The organism is Parapedobacter indicus (assembly GCF_900113765.1).
GTDB lineage: Bacteria > Bacteroidota > Bacteroidia > Sphingobacteriales > Sphingobacteriaceae > Parapedobacter > Parapedobacter indicus.
In genome coordinates, this window is sequence record NZ_FOQO01000006.1 from 72,149 (window position 1) to 98,449 (window position 26,301).

Annotated in this window: 17 protein-coding genes; all 17 read right to left on the bottom strand. The window is 47.2% G+C overall.

All coding sequences use genetic code 11. From position 1 onward, the window contains the following. Window positions 1-7: 7 nt before the first annotated feature. Complete coding sequence (locus BMZ56_RS13120) at window positions 8-3,364, bottom strand: TonB-dependent receptor (protein WP_177195147.1); 3,357 nt, start codon at window positions 3,362-3,364, stop codon at window positions 8-10. 246 nt (window positions 3,365-3,610) lie between these two features. Beyond that, entirely contained in the window at window positions 3,611-4,813 is a 1,203-nt protein-coding gene (locus BMZ56_RS13125) for a FecR family protein (protein ID WP_090627422.1), read from the bottom strand. A gap of 115 nt (window positions 4,814-4,928) precedes the next feature. Then, window positions 4,929-5,510, bottom strand: a complete 582-nt coding sequence (locus tag BMZ56_RS13130; RefSeq protein WP_245893229.1) for an RNA polymerase sigma-70 factor — start codon at window positions 5,508-5,510, stop codon at window positions 4,929-4,931. A gap of 104 nt (window positions 5,511-5,614) precedes the next feature. Then, window positions 5,615-6,685 carry a DUF6807 domain-containing protein gene (locus BMZ56_RS13135; RefSeq protein WP_090627424.1) on the bottom strand — a complete coding sequence of 357 codons (1,071 nt, stop codon included), beginning with the start codon at window positions 6,683-6,685 and terminating at the stop codon, window positions 5,615-5,617. 22 nt (window positions 6,686-6,707) lie between these two features. After that, window positions 6,708-8,087, bottom strand: coding sequence for a Gfo/Idh/MocA family protein (locus tag BMZ56_RS13140; RefSeq protein WP_090627427.1), 1,380 nt, complete (start codon window positions 8,085-8,087; stop codon window positions 6,708-6,710). Window positions 8,088-8,376: 289 nt separating this feature from the next. Further along, window positions 8,377-9,816 carry a sulfatase gene (locus BMZ56_RS13145; RefSeq protein WP_218146559.1) on the bottom strand — a complete coding sequence of 480 codons (1,440 nt, stop codon included), beginning with the start codon at window positions 9,814-9,816 and terminating at the stop codon, window positions 8,377-8,379. Further along, window positions 9,809-11,269, bottom strand: coding sequence for a RagB/SusD family nutrient uptake outer membrane protein (locus tag BMZ56_RS13150; protein WP_090627432.1), 1,461 nt, complete (start codon window positions 11,267-11,269; stop codon window positions 9,809-9,811). The genes BMZ56_RS13145 and BMZ56_RS13150 overlap by 8 nt, the downstream gene beginning before the upstream one ends. A 35-nt stretch (window positions 11,270-11,304) precedes the next feature. Further along, on the bottom strand, window positions 11,305-14,628 hold the full coding sequence (locus BMZ56_RS13155) for a TonB-dependent receptor (protein WP_218146560.1): 3,324 nt from the start codon (window positions 14,626-14,628) through the stop codon (window positions 11,305-11,307). A 267-nt stretch (window positions 14,629-14,895) separates the two neighbouring features. Continuing rightward, the gene (locus BMZ56_RS13160; RefSeq protein WP_090627434.1) at window positions 14,896-16,062 is read right to left on the bottom strand and encodes a FecR family protein; all 1,167 of its coding nucleotides are present in this window, start codon (window positions 16,060-16,062) and stop codon (window positions 14,896-14,898) included. 129 nt (window positions 16,063-16,191) lie between these two features. Next, entirely contained in the window at window positions 16,192-16,788 is a 597-nt protein-coding gene (locus BMZ56_RS13165; protein ID WP_090627437.1) for an RNA polymerase sigma factor, read from the bottom strand. A gap of 110 nt (window positions 16,789-16,898) precedes the next feature. Beyond that, a complete protein-coding gene (locus BMZ56_RS13170; RefSeq protein ID WP_090627439.1) occupies window positions 16,899-17,090 on the bottom strand; it encodes a cold-shock protein in 192 nt (63 codons plus the stop codon). Between the two features lie 104 nt (window positions 17,091-17,194). After that, window positions 17,195-18,661 carry a sulfatase family protein gene (locus BMZ56_RS13175; protein WP_218146561.1) on the bottom strand — a complete coding sequence of 489 codons (1,467 nt, stop codon included), beginning with the start codon at window positions 18,659-18,661 and terminating at the stop codon, window positions 17,195-17,197. Continuing rightward, window positions 18,658-20,496 carry a sulfatase-like hydrolase/transferase gene (locus BMZ56_RS13180; protein ID WP_090627441.1) on the bottom strand — a complete coding sequence of 613 codons (1,839 nt, stop codon included), beginning with the start codon at window positions 20,494-20,496 and terminating at the stop codon, window positions 18,658-18,660. The genes BMZ56_RS13175 and BMZ56_RS13180 overlap by 4 nt, the downstream gene beginning before the upstream one ends. Window positions 20,497-20,540: 44 nt before the next feature. Next, the gene (locus tag BMZ56_RS13185; protein WP_218146562.1) at window positions 20,541-21,968 is read right to left on the bottom strand and encodes a sulfatase family protein; all 1,428 of its coding nucleotides are present in this window, start codon (window positions 21,966-21,968) and stop codon (window positions 20,541-20,543) included. 39 nt (window positions 21,969-22,007) lie between these two features. Next, on the bottom strand, window positions 22,008-23,378 hold the full coding sequence (locus BMZ56_RS13190; RefSeq protein ID WP_090627443.1) for a sulfatase family protein: 1,371 nt from the start codon (window positions 23,376-23,378) through the stop codon (window positions 22,008-22,010). A gap of 13 nt (window positions 23,379-23,391) precedes the next feature. Next, window positions 23,392-24,720, bottom strand: coding sequence for a sulfatase-like hydrolase/transferase (locus BMZ56_RS13195; protein ID WP_177195148.1), 1,329 nt, complete (start codon window positions 24,718-24,720; stop codon window positions 23,392-23,394). 17 nt (window positions 24,721-24,737) lie between these two features. After that, window positions 24,738-26,297: a RagB/SusD family nutrient uptake outer membrane protein gene (locus BMZ56_RS13200; protein WP_090627449.1), complete on the bottom strand. Its 1,560-nt coding sequence runs from the start codon at window positions 26,295-26,297 to the stop codon at window positions 24,738-24,740. Window positions 26,298-26,301: the final 4 nt, after the last annotated feature.

Consider the following 26,301-nt stretch of genomic DNA (forward strand, 5'->3'; position numbering starts at 1 on the left):
TTGTCTTTTAAAAAGTAAGGTTAAAACCTAGATTATATATCTTGCTTTGCGGATAGAAGTCGCCGGCCTCTGACGTGCCTTCCGGGTCAAAATTCTTTAACTTATCCAGGGTGAACAAATTGTTCCCATTGACGTAAACCCGCAAATGCTTGATTTTAATCCGCGATAGCAACTCCTGTGGCACTGTGTAGCCCAGTTCCAAGGTTTTCAATCGCGCGAAAGAAGCATCTCTCAGCCAAAAAGAAGAACGCTGTCCGTTTACCTCAGCGGCAAGCGACGGCAGTCGTGGATATTTGGAATCCATGCTACCGGGGCGATAGCGGTTTTCGATTAACTCTTGGAGGGAATTCCCGTTAAGACCTGCCTGCGTCCAAATATATTGCCAGGCCCTGGCCTGCCCTGCAAAATTGGCAAACAAGGAGAAATTCTTATAATCCATGGATAAATTAAGGCCAAAGATCATCTCGGGTATATTGGTTTTATCCATCCGTACCATATCCGACGCATTGATCACCCCGTCATCATTGATGTCCTCGTACTTAAGATCTCCTACAACGGTTCCCAGTACGACCGGGCTTGCATCCACTTCTTCCTGTGTTCTGAAAATGCCGATTGCCCGGTAATAGTTATTAGCACCGATGATGTGTCCTTCCGCTTTTTGCCAGTCAGGCACATTGGATGCTTCGCTGACGTCAATGATCTTGTTTTTTGAATAAGAAATATTTCCGGCGACACGATAGGAGAAGCCGTCTGTTCTTTTGGCATGCGACAACTCCACTTCAATTCCTTTGTTCTCTACTACCCCGATGTTTTCATTGGGCAAAACAAGACCGGTATACGCGGGCACGGCAAGATCCCGTTTCGCCAGGATATTGGATCTTTTCGATTTAAATACATCCACCGTAAAGCCCAATGCACTGTTCCAAAGATCACCATCCAAGCCTATATTGGTCGTTCTCGCCACTTCCCAAGTAATAGTTGGATTAGGAGTTACTCCGCCTATCAAACCCGGCGCAAGCGAGGGTGTCTGTCCTAAATTATACCCCTGAACCCCGATTGTATACGTAGAAAGGTATTGGAATGCGCTAACCCGGTCATTTCCAATTTCTCCCCATGATGCCCTTAATTTGAGGTCGTTGATAAAATCTAATCTCTCTTTTATGAAACTTTCTTCAGAGATCCGGTAAGCGGCTGAAACGCCGGGGAAAAAGCCGTATTGTTTTCCTTCGGGAAAAATCGCCGAACCGTCGTACCGGAAGTTAAAGTCGAACAGGTACTTATCTTTATAGCCATAACTGACCCGGCCAAAAAAGTTTCGGCGTCCCGTTTCAGATGCGGTACCTGTCGCTTCCTGATCCTTCAGATCGCCGGCAAACAACTCGTCAATAGCCGGTGATATGTAATTCCGGCGGAAACCCTGAAAGTTATTGCTATACCCTTCCGACTGTTCTGCAGCGATGAAGGAATTGATGCTGTGATCATTAATCTGCTTATTGTATTTAATGCGGAAGTTCAGCAACGTAGACCTGCCATTGGTCATCCCCTGCCGTAGCTGTGGCAATAAAATACCACCGCCCAATAACGACGTATAAGTATCCGTGGATTTATCGTAATTATAGACCGTCCACGGAGTCTGAAAGTTTTTAGTAAGATCGATGTTGTTGATGTAGGCAAAGAAGCCGTCTATTCCCAAACCATCCACCCAAGGGATCATAACATCAACGGACGCTTTTGCTTGATACCGTTGAGATCGTTCGTTGTTATTTCCTGTTGCTTCACCCGACATAATCGCGGGGTTATTTCCTCTTTCGAGACCCGCTGAAGGCAATCCGTTGGGATAGTATACCGGTTGATAGGGAAAATTAATACGGGCAAACTGAAAAGTAGTTGTTGTACTGAACGCAGGATAGTTTCCATCATCTAAGCCGGCATTCACGTCCAAACCGACCTGGATGTATTTATTGATTTTTGCATCCAGATTGGAACGAAGCGAATAGGTCTTAAAATTCGTACTTCCATTTTTAAAAATCCCTTTCTGGTTAGCAAACGATCCGGAAACCGAATACTTCACGTTCTCCGTGCCTCCCCGTACGGATAGGTTATGCTGGCTTTGCGGCGTTGCCTTTCGAAGCACGGCATCCAGCCAGTTGGTATTGGGGTAATTTAATGGGTCGCTACCATCCCTGAATTTCTGTAGTTCTTCGTCCGTATAACGAGGCGACTGATTTCTTTCTACTAAAAGCTGATTCACGAATTCACCGTATGTATATGAATCGGCCATTCGAGGTACACGTGTCGGTGTGCTGATTCCTTGGTTAAAGGTATAATCGATGGTCGGTGTACCGATTGACCCTCTTTTTGTCGTGATCAATATGACACCGTTTGCCGCCTGCGCGCCATAAATAGCAGCCGATGCATCTTTTAATACAGAGATGGATTCGACATCATTTGGGTTGATCTGTGCCCATCCAGCTGATCCCGGAATACCGTCAATAACAATCAGTGGTGTATTGTCTCCTGTTGTACTCCGACCTCGGATTAAGATACTTGCGTCGTCTCTTCCCGGCTCGCCCGAACGGTTGGAGGCCACGACGCCGGGGAGCAGGCCGGAAATTGAGTTAGACAGGCTCACTGTGGGGCTCCTTTTCAACTCTCTGTTACCCACGCTGGCCACCGAACCGGTTAAGGTCGCCCTTTTTTGTGTGCCATAGCCCACTACCACTACTTCATCCAAACGGGAAGTACTTTCTTTCAGGGTTACATTCAGCGAAGTTTGGCCGGCAATGCTGATTTCTTGGCTTTCATAACCCACAAAAGAAAAAACCAAGGTTGCATTTCGATCCAAAACGTCCATCGAAAACATCCCTTCCACATTGGTCGATGTACTTTGTTGCGTTCCTTTTTCCTGAATGCTCACGCCGGATAGGGGTTCTCCATTTTCGTCAACCACCTTGCCTTCTACCTTGAATTCTGTAATCGGGGCGACATTAAGCCGGAGACGACGAGACCGTGCAGAAAAACGCTGTAAACCAACGGATTTTACTGAATAAGCTGCGGCTATCTCCTTCTTGTTTTTCCGCTGAATTACGATTGTGTGGTCAACAATGCTATACGTCAACGACTGATTTTTCATCAGCTCGTCCAACACTTCCGTTACAGCTACGTTGTGAAGATCAACGGATATATTCCTGATCTTTTTAACCAGCTTGTTGTCATAAAAAAATTTGTATTCACTTTGTTGTTCGATCGCACTGAATGTCTCCGATAGCGGAACATTTTTTACCGATAGCGTGATTTTTTGTGCAAAACCAAGGGCGGATACCTGTAAACAAGCGACAGTAAGGAATAAAACTGTTAGGTTCATTAGTATCAACAGTTTGGGAAAGAGCCGCTTTTCTTTGCACGGTTCTTTCCCGGGTAAAAATATTTTCATAATTTCGTTTGTTTTGGATTAAATCAGTTGTTTTTAGTCAAGAACACATTTTCTCTCCTCACATTCTGTGATAGAGAAGGGATCCAAAATTCCAACCGTTCCGAGTCGCATTCGGAACGGTTTTATTAACGTGTATCCCTCGGTCGTTTTTATTCATCCATAAGCATACATCCTATTTTATTCCGTTACAATTAATTTATTTTCTTCAACTCTAAATTGGACACCGCCCAGTTCCAGTATCTTAAGTACTTTAGAAAGCTTCGCGCTCCGTTCAAGCTTTCCCACAAATTCATAGTCTTTGACCGGTGCTTCGTACACGACTTCAATATCATACCACCGAGAAATCTGGCGCATCAGTTCGGCCAACCCGGTATTGTCAAAGCGAAAATATCCATCTTTCCATGAAACAATGGATTGTGTATCCACCCCTCGTATCGTATAGGGCGACACAGCAGCCGACTTTCTATTTTTCGATCCCTGGTTAACCTGTATTTGCTGCCCTGGTTTTAATAAGATACCGCGCCCTTTATCCCTCCCAATATTGATTTTGATGCTTCCTTCCAACAATGTTGTTTCGATCGTTTCTTCGTCGTCGTAGCTGATGACGTTAAATCGGGTACCCAGCACTTCAATCGTTTGATCGCCGGATATTACTTTAAATGGAATTCGTTTGGTCCCCTTGTTTACCTTTGCCACCTCAAAGTATACTTCACCCGTAATTTTCACGATCCGTTCATTTTCAGCGAAAGCACTGGGAAACCGAATAGATGACAGTGCATTCAACCATACGTGCGTGCCGTCGGGCAACTGAACTTGGTATTGCCCTGCTTTGGGTGTCGAAAGGATGTTGTAAGAAAGCGCTTCTTTTACGGTGCTTCCCGCTTTGGCGCCCGGTTGAGAACGGTATACAATTTCTCCTTCTTTCGTTTTGGTAATAGCCGTTTGTCCTTCTTTCGCCAATGTGCCGATCTTCGCATCGTTCAATGTTATCTTTTCGCCATCTGCGAGCGTTAAAATCGCACGGTTATCACCAGGTAAAAAATCGTCTACAGACGATATGGCAGGTTGTTCTCGTCCGGCTTTGTTGTTATAGAAGTATATGCTTAAGGCACAGACGATCAAGATTGTGGCAGCGATGCTCATTATCCACCGCCTTCTTTTCCTCATACCGTTATGATCATTTGCCTCTTTTGAATCCCCAATGGGAAGTGCCTGCCAGATTTCGTCGAGCGCTGTATTCAGCTCGTCTTCGGCCAATGGAGCTGACCTCCGGGATTTCGCCAGTGTTAGGTACCAGGTTTCCAATAGCGCTTGCTCCTCGGAAGTCAAGGTTCCTTCTTTGTGTTTTTTTAGCAATTCGCGTGCTTGATGGCCTTTCATTACCGTTTCAATTCGTCATATACCAATAAGACGGGTAGAAACAAGCTTGGTAGTAGAAAAAAATAAACTATTTTTTGAGGGGGATAAACCAGCGTTAAAAATGGATTCACCTACATTAAAAGAAAAGTAAAAAAGCGAGGACAAGGTAAATCTTATGCTTCAGAATCCGTAGTGCATTATTCATTTGCTTTTTGACGGTTTTATCTGAAATATCCAGCTCAAAAGCAATTTCTTTGTAAGACAGGTTGATGCTTCGGCTCAGTTCAAACACTTTTCTCATCTTCGCAGGCAATAGTGCCACTTCTTTTTCGATTTGCTCCCTCAGCTCCTTCTCCCGAATCCAGTCGTCCGTCATACACTGCCCTTCTTCCAAAAACTGCTGGAGGGAATCAATATATTTCTCCATTACTTTTTTATGGGAAAAAGTAGCTAGAATCTGATTTCTGAGTGCAGCATATAAATACGCCGATAACGACGATCGTATTTCTATTTCCTGTCTTTTTATCCAAAACTTTGTAAAGAGTTCTTGCAGGGCATCTTTGGCTTCGTCCTCATCTTCCAATAACCGGCGCGCATGAAGAAACAACACGCCATTATAGCGCTTATATAGGGCCGCAAAGGCCTTTTCATCGCTTTCCCTAATAAGCGTTACTAGTTCCCTGTCACTTTGCTCGTCGTATAGAAACATACCAATCATATAAATCGTCAATGACCATGTAAATCACCTGCTTTCGCTCATTGACGAAGAAGGACAGTTTTTCTTATCCGTTCACCGATCTGATTTTACCGCTTCTATTCAAATTAATAGTTACGGGCAAATTCATCTGCATAGGCATTTATCTGTTCATCGGTTAAAGGGAGACCTCCACCAACAATGATCCTGTAACGCATGGTCAACGACTCTCCGCTAGCAAGGGTATAATTCAGTTCTTCAGCACCCCCAGTAAAATCTTTCACACCAAACGGGTTTGCCGCAAACAAACCATAGCCTCGCGCATGCCAATAGGTCGGATAATTCAGGTTTTTTGGATGGTCAACAATCACCAATGAGATTTGTTCGTCGTCGATATTTCCATAGAGGTCCATCCATTTTGCCCGGGTGCCCCAAACGGCCTCTCCCGTTACGCCTTCACTGCTTCGGTAATTTCCAGTAATCCCTTCATTCGACATTGAGGTTACGGTTGTGGGATTACCGTGGACATCTGTCAGGGTTACGTCTTCTTTCGAGGGCAGTTCCAGTTGGCGTGCCACCCGGATGCCAAAGCTCCCCTCCTTTGTATCTTTAAAAAGCACATCGCCGTTTGTAGCCGTCCAAGTAGCGACACGATCTATGATCCGAACCGAATCTTCTGCGATAAAATGGAAGACTGTATGTTCTGATAGGAGTTCATTTCCTTTTGGATCCACCCAGCTGGCATTGACCTCCATGGATGCTTTGCCTGCTCCTTCTTTAAGTGTCCCGATACTAACGTGTTGGATCGCTCCACCGTTAATCTCGTTTCTTTTTCCAGTTGAGCCATTGCCCCAGAAGTCAAATCCATTGACATTTCCGTAATTGAACCAGTTGCCCACCTGATGTCGGTGGTCTTGGCGTTCGCCCTGCCTGGTTTTTATCGGAAAACCGCGTGTAACCGGCGTTCCCTTGGCCGTCAGAATCGGATAAAGAATGGGCTTGTACACGGAATCCGGCCACCAATAGGAAGTAAAAAGCTTTCCGTCAACCCTCACATCCACCTTGTTGCCGGCCTCATCTTTCTCAAAAGTGACTTTCAGCGCTTCCTTTTCATCCTGATCCGATGTCTTCGTACCCTGGCTGCAGCCAAACGAGAACAAACAAACTACCCATCCGGCTAAAATCGGTTGTATCTTCATTTTTTTATTTTTTAACGGATTCTTAAACTTCGTTGGGAACGATATAGGGTGGCCGGTATACACGCGTAAGCATGGCATCAGCCTGTGTGTCATTAATAAATTTCTCATTATTCATATCACCACCCATAAAATGCAGTTCTCTTTTTACCCGATAGGAAATATTGGCAAGCAACGCCAGCGTCGTCGAGTAAAACCCTTCGTTAATATCACAATGCAATAAGGAATCTTTACCAGCGCGTATGGCATCGACAAAATTCACATAATGTTCACTTCCACCCGCAGCGGCCCGAAATGTAGGGTCGGCTACCTGCGCTGAAACTTCTTTAGAACCGGCAAAAGGCTTAGACTCCCGTTGGCGAAAAGCCTTCCAGGTGCTGCTATTTAATTCCAGGTAGCCTTCTGTACCGTAAAATATATTGCCCACCCGTATATCCAGGCTTGATTCTCCGTTCGAATATCGCCCCCGGGTTTCAAACTCCAGCATTTTGCCATCATCATACGTAAACAACGACGTTTGGGTATTGGGGGTTTCCTGCGCACATTCTTTCGGATCGATGCCATAAATACCGCCTGCGGAATAAATGGAAATGGGGTGTTCGTTTTTATTGAGACCCCACCGGGCAATATCAAATTGGTGTGGCCCCTGATTACCGGTATCACCGTTTCCGGTATCCCAGAACCAGTGCCAATTGTAGTGGCCCCGCTTTTCATTGTATGGACGATAAGCCGCAGGTCCCAGCCAACGGTCATAATGCAAGCTTGCCGGCGGCTCGCTGTCTTTGGCGATCCCAAAAGAATCACGGGGTTTAATACAGGTGCCCCGGGCCATATATACGTCACCGATTCCACCGTCGTGGAGAAACTTCATCGCTTCCATTACATTTGGAATCGAGCGGTTCTGAAAACCTACCTGCATCCTAATGTTGTATTTTCGGGCGGCTTCGATCATCTTACGGCCCTCCCATATGTTATGGCTGCAAGGTTTTTCTACATACACATGTTTGCCGGCCTGCGCAGCCCATATGGCTCCCAACGCATGCCAGTGATTGGGTGTGGCCATTGATACAGCATCAATCTCCTTATCGTCAAAAACCTTCCGCATATCCCATTCCATTACGGGTTTAATGCCGGTTTTGTCCTGTACCGTTTTGGCTCCTGCATCCCAAAATTTCTCATCCACATCGCACAACGTTTTCAGCCGCACATTATGGCTATCCTTCAGACCGCAGAAACGGCTGATATGGTCTGTACCTCTTCCACTAATACCGATCACCGCCACCGTAAGGCGATCGTTGGCCCCGAGTATCGAAGCATACGATTTAGCACTGAAGCCCATCCCTCCGATTCCTAACGCGGCGCTTCCGATCAGGCCTTTTTTAATGAATTCTCTTCGTTTTGTCATTGTTTTGAATATATGTTAATGATGGGTGTAAAGTTCTGTCCCCGAAAGGTCCACTTCTTCGCTATTGGCTCTTAAAGTGGCACAATAGTTATAATGAGTTAGTATATCCTTCTGAATGAATGCAGTGCTAAGCTTTCAGAAGGATATACAATACTATTAAATCAAAATCATAAAGCAGCGTAACTATCCAATAAAATATATGGAAACGTTCCCGGAACTAGGTTTAGGAATTGTACATCCGGCTATTCATAAGGTGACGGCCGGATGTACAAAAACGATTCAATCTATATTAAGCACCATTCGCCTCCCGATAGTTGGGATTTGCTTCGGGCAGCGCAGCGCCTACCTCCCGCAACCAAATGGTCAATTCATCGTCCAGCGATTTGACCTGTTCTTCCTGACTAGCTGCAAGATTTCGCGTTTCAGCCGGATCTTCCGCAAGATCAAATAATTCGTATTTTGTGCCCTGGTAGCGCTTGATCAATTTCCAATTATCTTTTCGGATGATGCTGTAGGGTACTTCTTCCTTGTATCGGTAATGGGGAAAGTGCCAGTAGAGTGCATTGCGATTCAACGTCGCATTGTCAAACAACATTCCTTTTAAGCTTACACCATCGACGATGCTTCCTCCCGTCCGTGCACCCGCCAGCTCGCAGAAGGTAGGGAACCAATCGTGGCTGATGACGGGCATGTCATTGACAACCCCAGCCGGAATTTTACCAGTAAATCGAACCACCAGCGGTATCCGGATCCCTCCTTCGTAGGGGAAGCCTTTGCCCGAACGGAGCGGCGCATTGTCGGTGACCCGCAGCAAGCCACCATTGTCGGATGTAAAAACGATCAACGTATTTTCGCTGATTCCCAAACTATCAATCGTGCGGGTAATCGTTCCGACGAGCTCATCCATGCTTTCGATCAATGCCGCATAAACCGGGTTATCTTGGTTGGTAGAAGTTTTATTTTTGTATTTTTCAACCAGCTCAGGCTTCCCCTGTATCGGTGTATGCACGGCATAATCGGCCATATTTAAAAAGAAAGGCTTGTCTTTATTCGCGATGATAAAATTTGCCGCTTCGTCGGCCAACCTGTCTTCGAGGAATTCGCCTTCTTTTCTGGGAGGCAGGTTAGGAATCCCAGTCAGTTTATCGTTATCGTAAGGATCAAAGTAGGATGGTGGCTGCCCATAATCACAGCCGCCAATGTTGACATCGAATCCCTGTTTCTCAGGGTACCAATCGTCGGTTCCTAGATGCCATTTGCCAATATGCGCTGTGGTATATCCTTGCCCCTTGAGTACCTCGGCGATCGTTGTTTCTTCCAATGGCAGCCACAACGGGTTTGTCGGACAAAGCAACGAGTCATCAGGCGTACCTTCATAGCTAAGCGTATACGTTTTATCAACTGGTATTTCGCCGCCCTGAAACCGTGCCCTGATCCAATCGGTGATACCCAAACGGGCGGGTACTTTGCCGGTCATCAGCGCAGCCCGTGTCGGCGAACAGATCGCGGCAGCGGCGTATGCCTGTGTAAAGCGCATCCCTTCGGCTGCCAACCGATCGATATGCGGTGTCTCGTAATACGTGCTCCCGTTGCAACCGACATCGGCCCAACCCAGGTCGTCAATGGTAATGAGTACGATGTTGGGCTTATCGGTACCCGTATCGCTACCCGATTGGCAGGATGTGCCGAAAAGTAAGAGCAGGCACATGGAAATCAGTGTTTTATTCATAACCTTCATTTTGTATCAAATTTGAGTTTGCTTCTAGCTCACGCCGGGGAATCGGATACCTGACGTGATGTGGCATTGCCTGTTTTCCGCGTTGCCGCGCCAATTCAATCAATTTACCATGCCTGACCAAATCCTGCCTCCTCAATCCTTCGGAAAAGAATTCCCACGCCCGTTCCTGCAACAGATGATCGCGGAATGCTTCCTCCGTGGGCAGGTCATCTAATGTCAGCAACGGTACACCTGCCCGTTCCCGTATTTGATTCAGCAAATCAAGCGGCTCGCCATCTGGTCCATTCAGCTCGTTGAGTGCCTCGGCCCGACTGAGCAAAATATCGGCGTACCGGATAATGGGGCAATCATTGCCATGGAAAGCTGCTATGGCCGCCGGATCTGGCACGAATTTAAAACTCCTCGCATTGTCAAGCGGCTTTCCTGCGCCGTCCTCTAGGAGCAATACCTGCTTTCCCTGTGTGTCGGTATATTCATTGACAAACATCAGCCCCCGGCGGTCGTCCGGATGAAATGACTTTACAAAACTTGTATAACTCCGGTATTGTGCTCCGTAATTCTCCCAGTTGGGTAACACGGGATAGTTGGGGGGAAACGCATGCGCCATGTACGTATTCCCATTTCCCGAGAGCGGTAAATACGGATGGACAAAAATGAATTCGCTATTGTTTTCGTTGTCAACCGTAAAAAGCTCCTCAATGGTGGGAAACAGGGCATATCGATTTAAAGATATGATCTCTTCGGTAACATCCACTACTTGCTCCCACTGCTTGGTGTTTAACAAAAATTTACATAAGTAAGCAAGCGCTGCACCCTTGGTAGCCTTACCTTTCAGATCCTGTATCGGCGGAAGTACATTCGCAGCTTCCCGCAGTTCGGTGGTCACAAATTCCGCAAAGGCCTCCTCCGTAGGTCTACGGGGCTCCATATCCAGGGTTTCCGTCGTGGTAATGAGTGGCACCGGACCAAACAGATCATAGAGATGAAAATAGGCCGCAGCACGTATGAACCTTGCTTCACCAATGAGCTCTGCAAGCCGTTGTTCGGGGATAGCCGTGACTGCGGATGCATTATCGAGCAGCGAATTGGCATTCCGGATCGCACGGTACATCTTGGACCAGGAGTTGCTGAAAAAAGCATGTGAATCGTCCCACTGAAAATTCACAAAAAGAATGGCCTCGCGCTCAAATCCACCGCCACTTTCCAATGCGATGTCGGTGGGAAATTCGGCAAATGTGTGGTTAAACTCCCTGATATTCCCCTTGAATTGGAGTTCACCATAAGCGCTCACCAATACGCTGTTTATGCCTTCCTCCGTTTGGAGCAGCTTGCTTGGATCGTACTCTGTATAGACTTCTTCTTCAAGGAAACTTTCGCATGCAGGGCATATAAGGGCTACAAATGCCCCTAAAAGCAACCGATAATAGTTCGTCATTCGTTTCATTTCTTTCAATATTTTGGTATTCCTTAGGAGGATCTTCAGAAAGTAAGATTTACTCCCAAACGGAACGTCCTGTTCAATGGATAACTGTTGTATGAGGTCCTCGCAATGCCGATTCCCGTTGCATTGCCATCGCGACTGTTTGCATTGGCATCGGGATCGAACCCCTCAAAATCCGACAGGGTAAACAGGTTGTCGCCAGCGAGGTAAAGTGAAGCCCCAGAAATAACCTTTTTACCACGCAGTGGAAGCTGATACGCCAACGTCACCGACTTAAGCCGGATAAAGGAGGCATCTGCAATGGTTAGCGAATTGATCGCCCTCGCTCCGCCGTAGGAGCTGGGGTTTACGCCAGAAGGATACGTGGCACCGGGATTATCCGGTGTCCAGCGGTTGAGGTAATGGCTTGCAATCCGATTACGATTAAAATTGATGGGATAAAGCGATTCAACGATATTTGCATCAAGCGCTTCGATACCTTGAACCGCATTCAGTTGAATATCCAGTCCAAAGCCCTTATATTGAAATGAGTTGGTAAAGCCAATGGTATAGTCCGGAAAAGGATCTCCGAGAATAACGCGATCGTCTGCGTTAATCACGCCATTGCCGTCGACATCCTTAAAAATGGGGTGTCCGGGAAGCGCGTCGGGTTGCGCCGATCCAGCAATATTATCCCCCTCCTGAAAGATGCCTGTAATCTCATACCCATAAAACGCACGGATCGGAACGCCCCTTCTGACGATGGTAAAATTATTGATAAACGTACCGATGTTGCCGTCAATGATCTCCGGGATAAAATCGGGCAAGCTGGTTACTTTATTTTGCAGCAACGATAGATTAAAAGCAGTGCGCCATTCAAACGGTCCGCTGGTATTGAGCGAGAACAGTGAAATTTCGACACCTGAGTTGCGTACGTTTCCAAAATTGACGCGCGTACTGGCAAATCCAGTGGTAGCAGGTACGGGTTTATTAAATAACTGATCTTTGGTATTCTTGATGAAATACTCAACGGCACCGGTCAGCCGGTTGTCCCACAGGCCAAAATCAAGGCCTAAATTGATTTCTTCGGAGGTCTCCCAACGCAGCGCTGGATTGGGTATCCGCGCCGGCGCGGCCCCTTGCACAATACCGTCGCCCAATATCGCTGAAGATGAAGCAACAAACGTTTGAAACGTTTCAAAATTGTTAATACCTTGATTTCCTAACCGTCCAAACCCAGCCCGCAGTTTCAGGTCGCTCAGAAATGCGACATTTTCCATAAAAGCTTCTTCACTAAGGCGCCATGCAAGGGCTACCGAGGGGAACAGGGCATATTTGTTGTCCGCGGCAAATCGTGATGTGCCATCGGCACGAAGGGAAGCGGTCAGGAGATACCGCTCATAAAACCGGTAATTAACCCTGCCGAGAAACGAATTTAACCGATTTCTTGAGCGGTTACTGTTCAGCGTAAATTGACTTCGATCACCGCTTTGCAATTGATCAACGCCGGTCACGTCGGAAAGGAAGTTTGCTGCCCCCGAGCTGACTCCCCGGTTGTTGAATTCTTCAAACGTCACACCGCCCATCAGCGAAAGATGATGGGCATCCGTAAGCTGCTTATCATATTGCGCCAGGAACTCTGCCAGCCACCTGTTATTTTCATTGGTCGCGATGTTTGCGATCCCGCCGGATGCCCTGCCGCGCTGGGTCAGCCGACTGTTGTAGCTGTCGAAACGCCGGTTAGTGAAATCGGCCCCAAAACGGACCGTCGCCGTTAACCCGTCCAGCACCTCGTAGTCGGCAGCCACCGTACCGAAACTGCGGAATAAGGTTTCTTCCTCGTTAATGCCGTGAATGAGCGCAAGGGGATTCTCCAAAGCAATAAGTGGATTTAGTAGGTATCGGCCATCTTCATCAACACCGGCACTCAGCGTTGGGTCAAATTGCAAGGCTGTATTGATGGGGCCCGCATTCTCATTCGCGCGGTTGTCTTCATAAATGGTATTGTTCACCCACCGGTTGGTATTGAGATTAAGATTTATCTTTAGTTTGTCTGTGGGCGAGATTTCATAATTGAATCGCGCGTTATACTTATCTAAATTCGACCCCAGCACCACGCCATCCTGATTAAAATAGTTTAACGAAATATAATACCGCGAATAGTCGCCGCCGCCGGAGACCGACAAGCGATGATCTTGGGCCGCAGCTGATCGGAAAACCTCATCCTGCCAATCCGTACCGGAGCCTGCATGATCAATTTGTTCCGCCGTGTAAATCGGATCCGCTCCCTGATCCGCCAGAATGCCATTCAGCACCTCCATATATTCGCGTGCACTCAATACATCGATTTTCTTGGCGACGTCCTGGATTCCTACGTAACCATTGTAGCTTACTTGGGGCTTCCCTTTCCTTCCTTGCTTCGTAGTAACCAACACGACGCCGTTAGCGGCCCGTGTTCCGTAGATTGCCGCTGCAGAAGCATCTTTCAAAACTTCGATAGACTCGATATCTCCGGGGTTCAATGCGTCAATTGTCGCACCCGGTAGCCCATCCACCACGACCAATACGTCATTGTTGCTGTTAATCGATCCCGCACCGCGAATGCGGATGTTCGTTGTCGCGCCTGGAGCCGAGCTTCCCTGACTGATGTGTACGCCGGCCGCTTTCCCGTTCAATAGCTGCAAGGCGTTGCTGGTTACACCCTGCGAAAAATCCTTCTCCTGAAGCGAAACAACGGAGCCGGTGAGATCCCGTTTACGGGAAGTTCCGTACCCCACTACCACCACTTCATCCAAATCACTTACCGAGGCACGCAACGTCACGTTGATCACAGATTGACCAGCCACCGGGATTTCCTGCGATTGAAAACCAATCGCCGTGAACATCAGCACACTTTCCCTGCCTTCCACGGTCAACTGATAACTACCATTGGCATTACTTGTCGTTGCACGCAATGTTCCTTTGATTCCCACTGTAACACCTTCCAATGGATTGTCCGACTCATCCACTACCCTACCTCTTACTTCGGCCTGCTGTATGGCATCGTTGTTCACTATTGGTAATGGCTCCGAGCTGCTGTTTTTTTGCACCGGATGTTTGCTGATGACAATCGTTTTACCCTTTACTACCCAATCCAACGCATACCCTTTCAACAACGCATTCATGACGTCATCCAGCGGTGCATCCTCGATGTGCGCGCTTACTTTGGTATCCGCCAGTTCCTTGCCCTTCAGTAAAAACAAATAACCACTTTGCTGGCGGATGGACTCCATCGCGTCCGATAGCGGTATCCGACTCACATTCAACGTTATGCTCTGCGCAACGCTGCTGGCTGCGGCCTGAAATACCGCTCCTATGGTCAATAAAATTGCTAATTTCATCATCAATAGCAATCGATAGGTCAAAGGCTTGTTAAAGCCTTTAACACATGCATTAAAATTCATATGTTTGTATCGTTTGGTAAGCTTATTAATTAATATACCTTGCTGCATTTGCAGTAATTAATTGGTAACCGTCCAAGCCTATATCGGATAGTGTTCGCCGCACTATCCGGTTTTATGGACTTTTATCCATCGTTCAGGTCTGTAATTTCATCATAATTTCCTCCTTTGGCTAGTTAGTGAATCATTCTGTTTGTTGAGCTATTTCCGCTAGGGAAGTACAACTACTTTATTTGTACCGCCTGTTTTATCGATCTTAAAATTCAAACCACTTTGACGCAGCAAATCCAGCACATTAGCGAGCGATTCCTGGCGGCTGATGGCTCCGTAGTAATAGGTAACCGGAATGGTCCCCTGGTATTCAACGGTTACATCATACCACCTACTGAGTTGATTCATAACCACCCGCAGTTCGGTTTCATTAAAGCTGAATAGACCTTCTTTCCAGGCAATAACCGAAGCGATATCTGCGCGATTTTTCTTTAAGTGGGCATCTATCAACGTACTTTGTTCGCCGGGCAGCAATCGCATAGACAGGCATTGACTTTCGGCAGCAACTTGCACAATCCCTTCCACCAATGTAGTTTGCACTTGTTGTTCATCGGGATATGCTGAAACGTTAAATTGCGTGCCGAGCACCTCTACCGTCTGCCCGCTGCTTACCACCTTGAATGGAACGCCTTTCGAAACATCAAAGTACGCTTCCCCTTCCAGTTTCACAATTCGCTCGCTTTCTGCAAACCGGCTCGGGTACTTCAACGTAGAGGAAGCATTCAACCACACGTTTGTGCCGTCGGAAAGCGTCACGCGGTACGTTCCGCCCTTTGGCGTAGTCAGAATCAATTGGCTCACCGATTCATGGGTTGCCCCGGTTGCTTGCCTATTCTGCACTGGAGTTCCATCTAGGTAGGTAATCTCACGGCCAATGACAATACCGTCCTGTACCTCGCTCAGATCAATTGTATTTCCATTTTCCATAGCGAGCGTTGCCTTATTACCTCCAGGTGCAATATCTACCGTGTTTACAATCGCGGGAGAGCGATCCACCGTATAAATCGTAAAAAACCAGATTCCGATCAACATAAACAGCAATACCGCCGCCGCAACGGCGATGCCATATGTCCACTTCGTTTTTGATCGAGAAGGCATGGATGTAGAAATATCGTTTATTAACCGATGGTGAATACGTTTCAGCGCTGCATCAACTTCTGGCGGATTCTCCTTGGCGATATTGCTTTTTGCTAATTCCCGTAAAATACGTGGTCGAAGGGATGAACTTTCACCTGTCAAATGAAAATGCGCTAACAACATCCGGACTTCTTCCGGGCTGCATTGCTTGTTGAGATAACGTGTGTAAAGATCATTCAGATCCTGCATACAGACTTATATTGGTTTATGAGGATATACGAATGGACCGCCAAATCCATATGCTTAAATTTACTCCTTTTTAAAATAAAACTACAAGCCACTGTAAAACAGCAGAATAAATTTAATCACGAGGCCGTATTATAACGAAAATATAAATAGAAAAAACAGGGGATAACTATGGGGATAATGCTTCGCCAGCTCGCTACGCAGGAATTTGGTGGCTTTTACGATGTGATCGTTCACGGTGCCCTGGCTGATACCAAATAGATGGGCAACTTCCGAATAACTTTTTCCTTCCAATTTGCAAAGCATAAATATTTCCCTGCGTCGGGGAGGCAGCTTTTGCATCACGGATTTAATGATAACTTGATTTTCGGCACAGTTTATTTCTTCAACCAATGAACCGAAGCGCTCGGTGGCAGCGGAAATCAGTTCTTCCTGAATTTTCTTGTCAAGCGCCGCCCGCCGATAGAAGTCAATTGCTAGATTGGCGGCTATTCGCCTTATAAATGCGGGAAATGACTTATCGACATTGATTTCCTCCCGCAACTGCCATATCCTGAGAAAAACATCGTGGGTCAGCTCTTCAGCTACTTCGTGCTGGTGTACCAGCCGATGCAGATTTAGGTAAATAGGCCGTTTATATTGATGATAAAGCTGTTCAAAGGCTTGGTGACTGCCCTTTTTCAGTGCATTTACCAAATCAATTTCACTTTTCCGATCATCGTGTGGCATTCAGATCATTGGTTAATCAAGCGAAGATAACGACAAAACGGGGTAAATACAAATTAAAAAAGCTGCCTTAAGGGGCAGCTTCAATGAAAACCAATCTTATTGACTTTCTTTTAGATGAGCTTTACGTTCACCGCATTTGGGCCTTTTTTGCCCTTTGCGATTTCGAAAGACACATCGTCTTTCTCGCGGATTTGGTCAATCAGACCCGACACATGAACGAAAACATCCTCACCGCCACCAATCGGAGTGATGAAGCCGAAACCTTTGGTCTCATTGAAGAATTTTACTACGCCTTCTTGCATTGTGGTATAAAAATAAAAATTAAATAATAGCGAAGCTACGCATTATTTATGCCAAACTAACCTGATGACCACAAAAAAATCTTTTAACGTACTCGTACAGTGCTTCAATGTGGTCCTTTATTGAACGTACGTATTGCTTCCTTTTCTGTTCCGGGCATCACTCCGCGAACCCGCTCTGTTGGCAACGGTTTGCCCGTTTCTCGATCAAACCAATCCGCCGTGAGACGATCCGGTGTTGTATCGTCGGTCTCCTTCCGCCAACGTTCCATCATGGCACGGTGCTGCTCCAATTCACGCTCATACCCAGGAAGCGACGCAAGATTAATCAACTGATCGGGATCAGATCGACAGTCAAACAGCTCCTCCCGGGGGCGGGGCGTAACGAAGACATCTGCCTGAGCGACTGTAAGAAAACCGGCTTCCCTGGCATGCTTTAAGTCCGTGAAAGAAGGACTGCCAACTGCGTCCGCCGGCCCTTGATTGGATAGTGCTGGGCGCATGTTTACTACATACAAAAAATCGCGTGTCCGAACCATTCGTTCTAATGCTTCGTAGTCGTGCCAGTTGTGCTCGGCAAAAACATAATGACGAACTTCCCGATCAGGTTGGTCGAAAAGCGGGGCAAATGACACCCCTTGGAAGCTCCCGGTTACATCTACGCCTGCCAACTCCAGCAAAGTGGGCGCAATGTCAATCGTGCTTAACAAGCTTTGGCTCACAACGCCTTCGGATGGAATACCTACGGGCCATTTAACGACAAAAGGGGTTTTCGCACCGCTGTCGTATAGCCGTGTCTTTGCACGGGGGAAGGGCCGGCCATTATCCGAAAGGATAATAATGAGCGTATTATCGGCTATGCCCTGCCGCTCCAATTCTGCCTCCACCTGCCCAATGGACCGATCGAATCGACTGATCTCGTCGTAATAAGCTGCCAAGTCCTCACGCGTACCGTCTGCATCGACCATGTAGGCAGGAACAACCACTTTATCAGAGATATGACTACCACTCAGGTCATTCGGCCCCCATGGCCGATGGGCATCATACGAGGCAAACCACATAAAAAAAGGCTTGTCTTTGGGACGATTCTGCAAGGTTTTCACCCAGAGTGCCTCTCCTCCGTCTCCATTCAATTTATTATTCTCCTGTATCAGATCGAATCCCAGCTTTGCCGATTCCCCCATGTGCCACTTGCCGGCTTGAGCAGTATAGTAACCTGTGGTATGTAACAGCCCGGCAAACGTCGGGATGTCTTGGGGCAACGGTGTATGCAGTTCCGCCGCTCCCGTATTATGCGGATACCGACCCGATAGAATACTGCACCGACTTGGGCTACATGAGCTGGTGGTTACATAGGCATTGGTAAAACGGATTCCTTCCGCTGCGATACGGTCGATATGTGGCGTCTGAACAAACGGGTTTCCATAACATCCCAGATCATCCGCTCCGATGTCATCGGCAAGGATAAGGACGATGTTTGGGCGCTGGTGTTGGCAATAGACCATCCCAACTAGTCCGAATACCCCAAAAAAGATCAGTGTACCTTTAAAAAGAATGTGATACGCAAGCCTCATAAAAACTCCTCCATCGTCTTGACAAATCCCTGTGCTGCGCGAATATCATATTCATTTCCTTTGGGATTGGCTGCGATTAACCGATGGGCTGTTTCCAAAGCTGGCAGCGCATCGCTGCCCAAGGTCTGCAACACGTTCAATGCCTGTACCCGCGCCATCCGATTGTCATCCGAAACCGCTTGCGTCAAGACGTCTATGGCCCGATCCCGGTCGTCCAGGTAATAAAGCGCTTCTGCGGCGGCAATCCTCACGGACACTTCCGGGTCAGCCAGTACGTGCAGCAGCCTGGATCTGGCCGGTGCGGCTGCTCCTTCCAAAATCCGACATCCGGTGGCTGCCCAATAACGGACAACCGGATTACTATCCTGAAGCCGTTCTGTTAGCGATGCTAAAGACCTAGTATCCTTTGAGGCGGCCATTGTGGCTGTCTCCAATACCCGATCTAGTGGGTACCGATTACTCCGAGCGAAATCATACAGGGGCATGGTATCGGAGATATCGGCCATCATTGGCTCGGGGATGAACCCCACATCCTTGGATGCAATCATCCAATTTGTCAATGCACCGCGCATCCGCTCCAAAACTTGTTGATAGTTCGGATCAGCGGCCAAGTTGCGTACGTTATCTGGATCAGCATCGGTATCATAAAGTTCTTCGAAAGGTTTAGGTTCCCAAAATGCGGCCTGGGCAGCATCCAATGTTCCTTCCCGATAGGCCTTTTCCCACGAAGGCATCGAAGGTGCACGCCAAAGGTATTCAATATACTGGCCATAGATTTTATGCGGCATGAAATTGCAGGTATATCGGTACTTTGCATCTCTCACGGAACGGCTCAGATCAAACCGCTCATCCATCCGGCCTCGGAATGAAAACGCATACTCCGGTTGTTCATCCGACTGTTTACCCAAAAAAGGATGTCCCTGCATGTATTCGGGAATCTGTACCCCAGCCAGGTTCAGCAGCGTCGGTGCAAAGTCAACAAAACTGACAATACGCTCTTGCCACGTTCCCGGGCTGCCGGGGGCCAAATGAGCATACTTCTTAGGAACCCGGATAATCAGCGGCACACGCAGACCCGACTCATACAAAAACCGCTTACTCCTGCCCAACACCCCGCCGTGGTCGCTATAGTAGAAAACGATTGTATTTTCGGCTAGCCCTTCCCGCTCCAGTTCATCCAGAATTCCACCCACCCATGTATCCATTTGCGTGATCCGGTCATAATATTGCGCCCAGTCACGTTTCATTTCAGGTGTATGTGGATGATAAGGCGGAATTGGAGCCTTTTCGGGATCATGCATGAGTGTATCCAGTCGCTTGTGAATGGAACTTTCGTGCGAGATTGCTGTATTAAAAACGGCAAAAAAAGGTTGGCCGGGCTTCCGATTTTTATAGGTGGCTTTGTTGGACGACTCGTTCCATGCCGCATCCATCCGGCCTTCCAACGGAGACAAGTTATAATCCGTCTTCGAATTATTTGTGGTATAGTAACCTGCCTCACGTAGGTATTCCGGAAACAATCGGATCATATCCGGTATCGGATACTGGCTGCGCATGTGCTCGGTCCCCATCGATATGGGAAATACACCCGTGATTAGTGTAGACCTTGAAGGGGCACATACGGGAGCGGTAGAGAAGACCCGTTTGTATCGCACACCTTCGGACGCCAACTTATCCAGTCGCGGGGTCGTGGCAAATGTATCGCCATAACACCCTAAAAACGGACTGTTGTCCTCGCTGACAATCCATAAGATATTGGGACGCCCCGGTTGTGCATATGTACACAGACTCCATCCGATGATGAGTGCACCAAGGAATAACTGATGAATATTCATTCGATAAAACTACACACAATGCTTAAAAATTGCAACCTAACTATTTACCGCTCCAATTGATTGATTACCGGCTTAACAGTTGCTTTGTGCTTTTCCAGCAAAGCACTTGCTTGCGCGATAACATCCTTGTGTTCATTGGCAATGTTATACTTTTCCGAAGGATCGTGGTTCAGATCAAACACCAGCGGTGGGGTGTGTAATGTCTTATCCTGACTTCCATACTCATTTTGTGTGACGAAATGAACTTTGTAGTTGCCTGTCCTCACAGCGTATATTTCGGTATCCCGGTAATAAAAGATCTCTTTGCGGGGGCTTTTTCCGTTTTCAAACAGCACCGAAGATAAATCGTAACCATCGTAAATCCGGTCTTGGGGAAGATCCTTGCCGACAATCGATGTGAAGGTTGAAAATAAATCCAATGTACTGCCCATATCCATCACCACACCGGGACTGATTTTTCCCGGCCACCAAAATATTCCGGGCACTCGCATTCCACCTTCAAACGTGCCGCCCTTTCCCCCTTTCAATAACCCCGCGCTTCCGCCATCTTCTTCAAACGTCAACCACGGACCGTTGTCCGAAGCGAATACAACCAATGTATTCCGATCCAATCCGCTCTCCTTCAACGCAGATAACACCTCGCCAACGCTCCAGTCAATTTCTTCGATCACATCGCCGTATCGTCCCCGGATACTTTTTCCCTCGAACGATTCAGACGCAAACAATGGCACGTGCGGCATGGAATGTGCCAAATACAAGAAAAATGGCTTGTCTGTATGGGAACGGATAAAGCTCACGGCTTCTTCCGTATACCGTTTGGTGATGGTATGCTGGTTTGCCGGACGCTCCAGTTCTTCTGAATTGCGCACTAAAGGTACATGGAAGTAATCTATTTTCGGATTTCTCAATAACTCAAAATAGTTTCCTTTTTCAACCTTATCCATATCATTACTATAGGGGATCCCATAATAATAGTCAAATCCGTGCGCATTGGGAGCATATTCCGGAAGATGCCCCAAGTGCCATTTTCCGATTGCAGCCGTATTGTATCCAGCGCTTTTCAACATTTTCGCCATCGTTATTTCGGTAGACGGAAGTCCGCCTTTTGAATCTGGGAACAAAACCCTTCTCTTCTCGCTACACATACCTGATCTGATTGGCAGGCGACCTGTCAATAATCCTGCCCTACTGGGTGTGCATACGGGTGCCGCCACGTAAAAATTGGTCCACCGCTGCCCTTCAAACGCCATTTGATCCAAGTTGGGCGTTCGGATGGTCGGGTGCCCGAATGCACCGATGTCTCCATACCCCATGTCATCGGTAAAGATGACAATGATATTGGGGTTCCGATTCGACTCTTGGGCAGAAAGATAAGTTACCTGCTGCACCGTCGCCATTATCAGCAACAAAACAGTTCTCAAACCGACCCGCGGACCGTTAAAACCGCTTACATAATCAGCAATCGTTCTCATATTTTATGTGTTTAAAATTAATGGATAGGATTCGCAATCTCACTTTGTTTTCGTCGGTTGCCACGGTACCGTACCCCCCTGTTGTATCTGATTCATCAATAATCCGTTCAGTTCTTTGTATTTCTCGGGATATTCCTCAATCAGATTCTTGGTTTCGTAAGGATCGGCATTCAAATCGTACAGCTCTTGCCTGCTAAACGGACTATTTTGCAGCAACTTCCACCCTCCCCGTTGAACGGCCTGAATGGTAAGCCCTCCATACCTCGTTCCACCTTCTCTTCTGACAAAATAAAACAGGCGATTTTTGTCATCCGCCATCTTTTTGTGGGTCAACAGGGGCAAAAAGCTTACTCCATCTGCTCCTGCTATCGGTGATGTACCAATTAAGTCTGCCAATGTCGCAAATATATCCATCGTCATCGCGCGGTAATCCGTCACGCTGCCCGGTTGGATATTTTTCTTCCATACAACCCCTGTAGGAACACGGAGTCCGCCTTCATAGACACTTTGCTTTCCATCCCGCCATGGACCATTATTAGCGCTGTCCGCTAATAGTCCGCCATTGTCACTTGTAAACAGGATCAACGTGTTGTCGTATTGTCCGGTTTCTTTCAGCGCGGCAATCACTTTTCCGATACCATCGTCCAAATGTTCAATCAGTGCCACCAATCGTACCCTTTTTGCCGAGATACCCGGTTCCCTTTCACGTACGCGCGTTAGCCATTCGTCCGGGGGTTGTACCGGAAAATGAGGGGCGTTATAAGCCAAATACAGAAAAAAGGGCACATCGTTTTCTGCCTGCTCGTGAATATAGTTAACAGACCATTGGGTAAATAAATCAGTAGCATGCCCCGGTGGATCAATGAGTGTCTTATTCTCACGCATGTAGTTCATCCCATGCCTTCTCTTAACCACATAATCGTCCATCATATCCCCCAACCAGCCATGAAAATAGTGAAACCCCTGGTCGTTTGGAAGATTGGGTGCCTCCAACCCCAAATGCCATTTGCCGATCAACGCCGTATGATATCCATTGCTTCTTAACATTTCGGGAAGCAACATCGCAGACGTGTCCAAAAACCCCCAACTGTCCGTTGCGTGCGTGCGGATCACACCGGGTACCCCGGCACGATCCGGAAAGCGGCCCGTCATTAAGGATGCTCTGGTTGGCGAACAAACAGGCGCATTCGCGTAAAAATTATCGAATCGGAGGCCATCTTGTACCAATGCGTCAATAGCCGGTGTACGAAGATCCTTGGTGCCATAGTAAGAAACATCTTGATATCCCTGGTCATCCGTCAGAATGATCAGCACATTGGGCAGCGAATCCCGCTTTCCCCGCTGAGCATTTACATTGATATGGGTTGCTACCATTGAAATCACCCATAGCAGCCTAGCTAACTTATTCATTACTTATCCCTTTTTATAATGTTTTCATTGCCTCGGGTTGCCCCACCGAACGTTCCCATTCAATGAGGGCATCGCCTAATTGCCTTTTTATATCCGGATAGTCGTCTGACACGTCTTTTATTTCCCCGAGATCCGACTCCAGGTTAAACAAGGTGGTATCCGCTTGATCGATCCACAATTTCCATTTGCCGTTTCGAGCCGCTTTCTGTTTGTTATACCGCCAAAAAACAGTACGCCGCGTGGAAGCGCCTTTCCCGTCGAATAAAATCGAAGAAAAATCGATACCGTCAAACACAACCGACGAAGGTGTTCCCGCATTACAAAGGGATAATACCGTAGGTAATACGTCCATTGTCAATAAGGTCTCGCTTGATTCCCCGGGGGAGATCCGGCCTTTCCAATAAGCTATTGCAGGCACACGATGGCCTCCTTCCAGTAAACTACCCTTCGCGCCATTCAGCATACCGTTATTTCCGATGGGTTCCGCGCCGTTGTCTGAGATAAAGAGGACAAGCGTTTTTTCCTCGAGATCGTACGCTTTCAATGCAGCCATGATTCGCCCCACACCCTCGTCCATCACTTCGACCATCTCCTTATACGTCGCGGATACATTCTCTGTACTACCCTGATAAGAGAACGATTTACCGGGGAAACGATAAGGTGGATCTTTTCTTCCCTGAAGTGGCACATGAGGCGCCTCATGCATGACCATCAGGAAAAAAGGTTCAGCCGCATGATGTTCGATAAAATTCTCGGCGTGATCCGTAATCAAATCCGTTGAATATCCTTCTTCGTAAACCGAGTCTGTATTGTGCCACCAATCATAGATGCCTGCGTTGTCATAATGAGAATGATAATCGATGTTTCCACTGAGGTAACCATGAAATTCGTCAAAACCGTGATATACGGGGTTGAACTCATTTTTATACCCTAAATGCCATTTTCCCATCAGGCCCGTTGCATACCCATTTTGCTGCATGATTTCTGCGAGCGTGAGTTCCGCGGTATCCAAGCCTAAACTTCGCGTTTCCCCCCGCACATATATCACGCCTTCCATGCCTGAACGTTGCTGATAATGCCCCGTTAAAAGTGCGGCTCTGGTTGGGGTGCACACCGGTGCATTCGAATGAAAATCCGTAAATTTCAGGCCATTTGCAGCCAATTTGTCAACATGAGGAGTTCGGACATTTTTATCTCCATAGCAACTCAATCCACCGTAGCCCAAGTCGTCAGCCACAATGATAATTACATTCGGCTTATTATCCGTTCTTGTTTTACCGCAAGCATACATCATCAAAATAGTGACCGCAATACAGGCTCGGTATGTACTTAATCTCATCATTCTGTTAGTTGGATTACTCACCATCCCGGGTTTTGTGTAAGGTTCTCATTAAGTGACAACTCACTATCGGGAATGGGCAGCAGATTATAGAAATCCAGGTACCCGTCCGGGAATTTGGTTTCTATAACATCGCCATTATGATCTTTTATCTGCAAGGGGTATAGCTCATCACCCATGTTCCATCGCCGGATATCGGACCAATACAACCCTTCCAAAGCAAATTCAATGCGTCGTTCATGCCGCAACCGCTGTCTTGCTTCCGCTTGGGTAAGCCCCAGGGGTAACAGGGAAATTTTCACATCATCCCGTCCCGTCCGAATCTGGTTGATTAAGTCAATTGCTTCATCTATGTTTCCACCCGTTTCAATAATCGCTTCTGCTTTGGACAGGATTACATCGGCATAACGCAGTACAATGTTGTTGATGTAGGACTGACCAGACGGGGGTAATGCAGATTCGTCATCGACACGATATTTACGGCAGCTGAGGTGTTTGAGCCGGTTGCCGGGATGATTGAACGCACCACCGGGATACAAATAGTCGGGGAATCGATGGCCTAATATGTAAGAACCTGGTAAAACCACCGTAAAGTACAAACGCGGATCTCTTCCTTCAAATGGGTTGCTGGGATCAACAGGTGCTCCATTTACCGTTTCATAAGCATCGACCAGATCATCTGTGGGCACGTATCGGCTTCCACGCGTCCAACTGCCCGTACCCGTGCCGCAATATTGATCGTGTAGAGATCCTTGCGAATTCTCTCCTACCATATATTGTACGTCGAAAATTACCTCCATGTTATTTTCATTTTCCGCGTTAAATAACCCTTCATAACTTGGAAATAGCCCGTACTTTTTCAATGCTTCCAATTGCTCAATTACAGCTAATACTTCTTCATAGTTATTCTGATATAAATAAGCTCGCATTTTCATACCCAAAGCCGCTCCTTTAGTCGCCCGGCCTACTTCCGGGGCATCTACATCGAGGTTGGCTATCGCGACATCATAATCGTCCACCACCTGACGCCAAGTGTCTTCGACCGAAGCACGGCGAACACTCCTTGCTGAATCAGCGGATAAAATGCCGTTGACAATCGGAACGCCTCCGTAGGTATCGGCTAATACGGCATAAGCTAATCCCCTGAGAAAATGAGCTTCGCCCAGGTACATTGACTTTGCCTGTTCGTTGAGGTCGACGGATTCTATGGATTGGATCAGAAAGTTTGTCCTGAAAATGATCGAATAAGGGCGCGTCCAACGAAATGTGATCATCTGCTGATCACTTGACCTCAATTGACCATTTCCTGCTTTCGCTATCGGGGTATTTCCCCAGTTATAAGCGTTTGGGGTAGCGCCGTCAAGAACTCCAAAACCAAAAAGACCTTGGTCGTAAACGGAATTTTCGCGCAGCAGTGCATAGGTACCGTTTAACAACATCTTGATATCTGCTTCGTTTTCTGGGAAATTTGCAGATGTAATCTTATCTTCTGGGTAAATACTCAAAAATTCATTTACACAGCCGCCCAACGTCATAGCGGTAACAAATAAGAATGAGGTTACTATGTATCTTAATTTCATCGCA

Bases quoted from the DNA above. Each gene is read 5' to 3' on its own strand.
- BMZ56_RS13170 (WP_090627439.1), bottom strand. From the start codon at position 17,090: ATGCAAGAAGGCGTAGTAAAATTCTTCAATGAGACCAAAGGTTTCGGC.
- BMZ56_RS13155 (WP_218146560.1), bottom strand. From the start codon at position 14,628: ATGATGAAATTAGCAATTTTATTGACCATAGGAGCGGTATTTCAGGCC.
- BMZ56_RS13150 (WP_090627432.1), bottom strand. From the start codon at position 11,269: ATGAAACGAATGACGAACTATTATCGGTTGCTTTTAGGGGCATTTGTA.
- BMZ56_RS13160 (WP_090627434.1), bottom strand. From the start codon at position 16,062: ATGCAGGATCTGAATGATCTTTACACACGTTATCTCAACAAGCAATGC.
- BMZ56_RS13135 (WP_090627424.1), bottom strand. From the start codon at position 6,685: ATGAAGATACAACCGATTTTAGCCGGATGGGTAGTTTGTTTGTTCTCG.
- BMZ56_RS13125 (WP_090627422.1), bottom strand. From the start codon at position 4,813: ATGAAAGGCCATCAAGCACGCGAATTGCTAAAAAAACACAAAGAAGGA.
- BMZ56_RS13190 (WP_090627443.1), bottom strand. From the start codon at position 23,378: ATGAATAAGTTAGCTAGGCTGCTATGGGTGATTTCAATGGTAGCAACC.
- BMZ56_RS13145 (WP_218146559.1), bottom strand. From the start codon at position 9,816: ATGAATAAAACACTGATTTCCATGTGCCTGCTCTTACTTTTCGGCACA.
- BMZ56_RS13130 (WP_245893229.1), bottom strand. From the start codon at position 5,510: ATGATTGGTATGTTTCTATACGACGAGCAAAGTGACAGGGAACTAGTA.
- BMZ56_RS13120 (WP_177195147.1), bottom strand. From the start codon at position 3,364: ATGAACCTAACAGTTTTATTCCTTACTGTCGCTTGTTTACAGGTATCC.
- BMZ56_RS13175 (WP_218146561.1), bottom strand. From the start codon at position 18,661: ATGAGGCTTGCGTATCACATTCTTTTTAAAGGTACACTGATCTTTTTT.
- BMZ56_RS13185 (WP_218146562.1), bottom strand. From the start codon at position 21,968: ATGAGAACGATTGCTGATTATGTAAGCGGTTTTAACGGTCCGCGGGTC.
- BMZ56_RS13140 (WP_090627427.1), bottom strand. From the start codon at position 8,087: ATGACAAAACGAAGAGAATTCATTAAAAAAGGCCTGATCGGAAGCGCC.
- BMZ56_RS13180 (WP_090627441.1), bottom strand. From the start codon at position 20,496: ATGAATATTCATCAGTTATTCCTTGGTGCACTCATCATCGGATGGAGT.
- BMZ56_RS13200 (WP_090627449.1), bottom strand. From the start codon at position 26,297: ATGAAATTAAGATACATAGTAACCTCATTCTTATTTGTTACCGCTATG.
- BMZ56_RS13195 (WP_177195148.1), bottom strand. From the start codon at position 24,720: ATGATGAGATTAAGTACATACCGAGCCTGTATTGCGGTCACTATTTTG.
- BMZ56_RS13165 (WP_090627437.1), bottom strand. From the start codon at position 16,788: ATGCCACACGATGATCGGAAAAGTGAAATTGATTTGGTAAATGCACTG.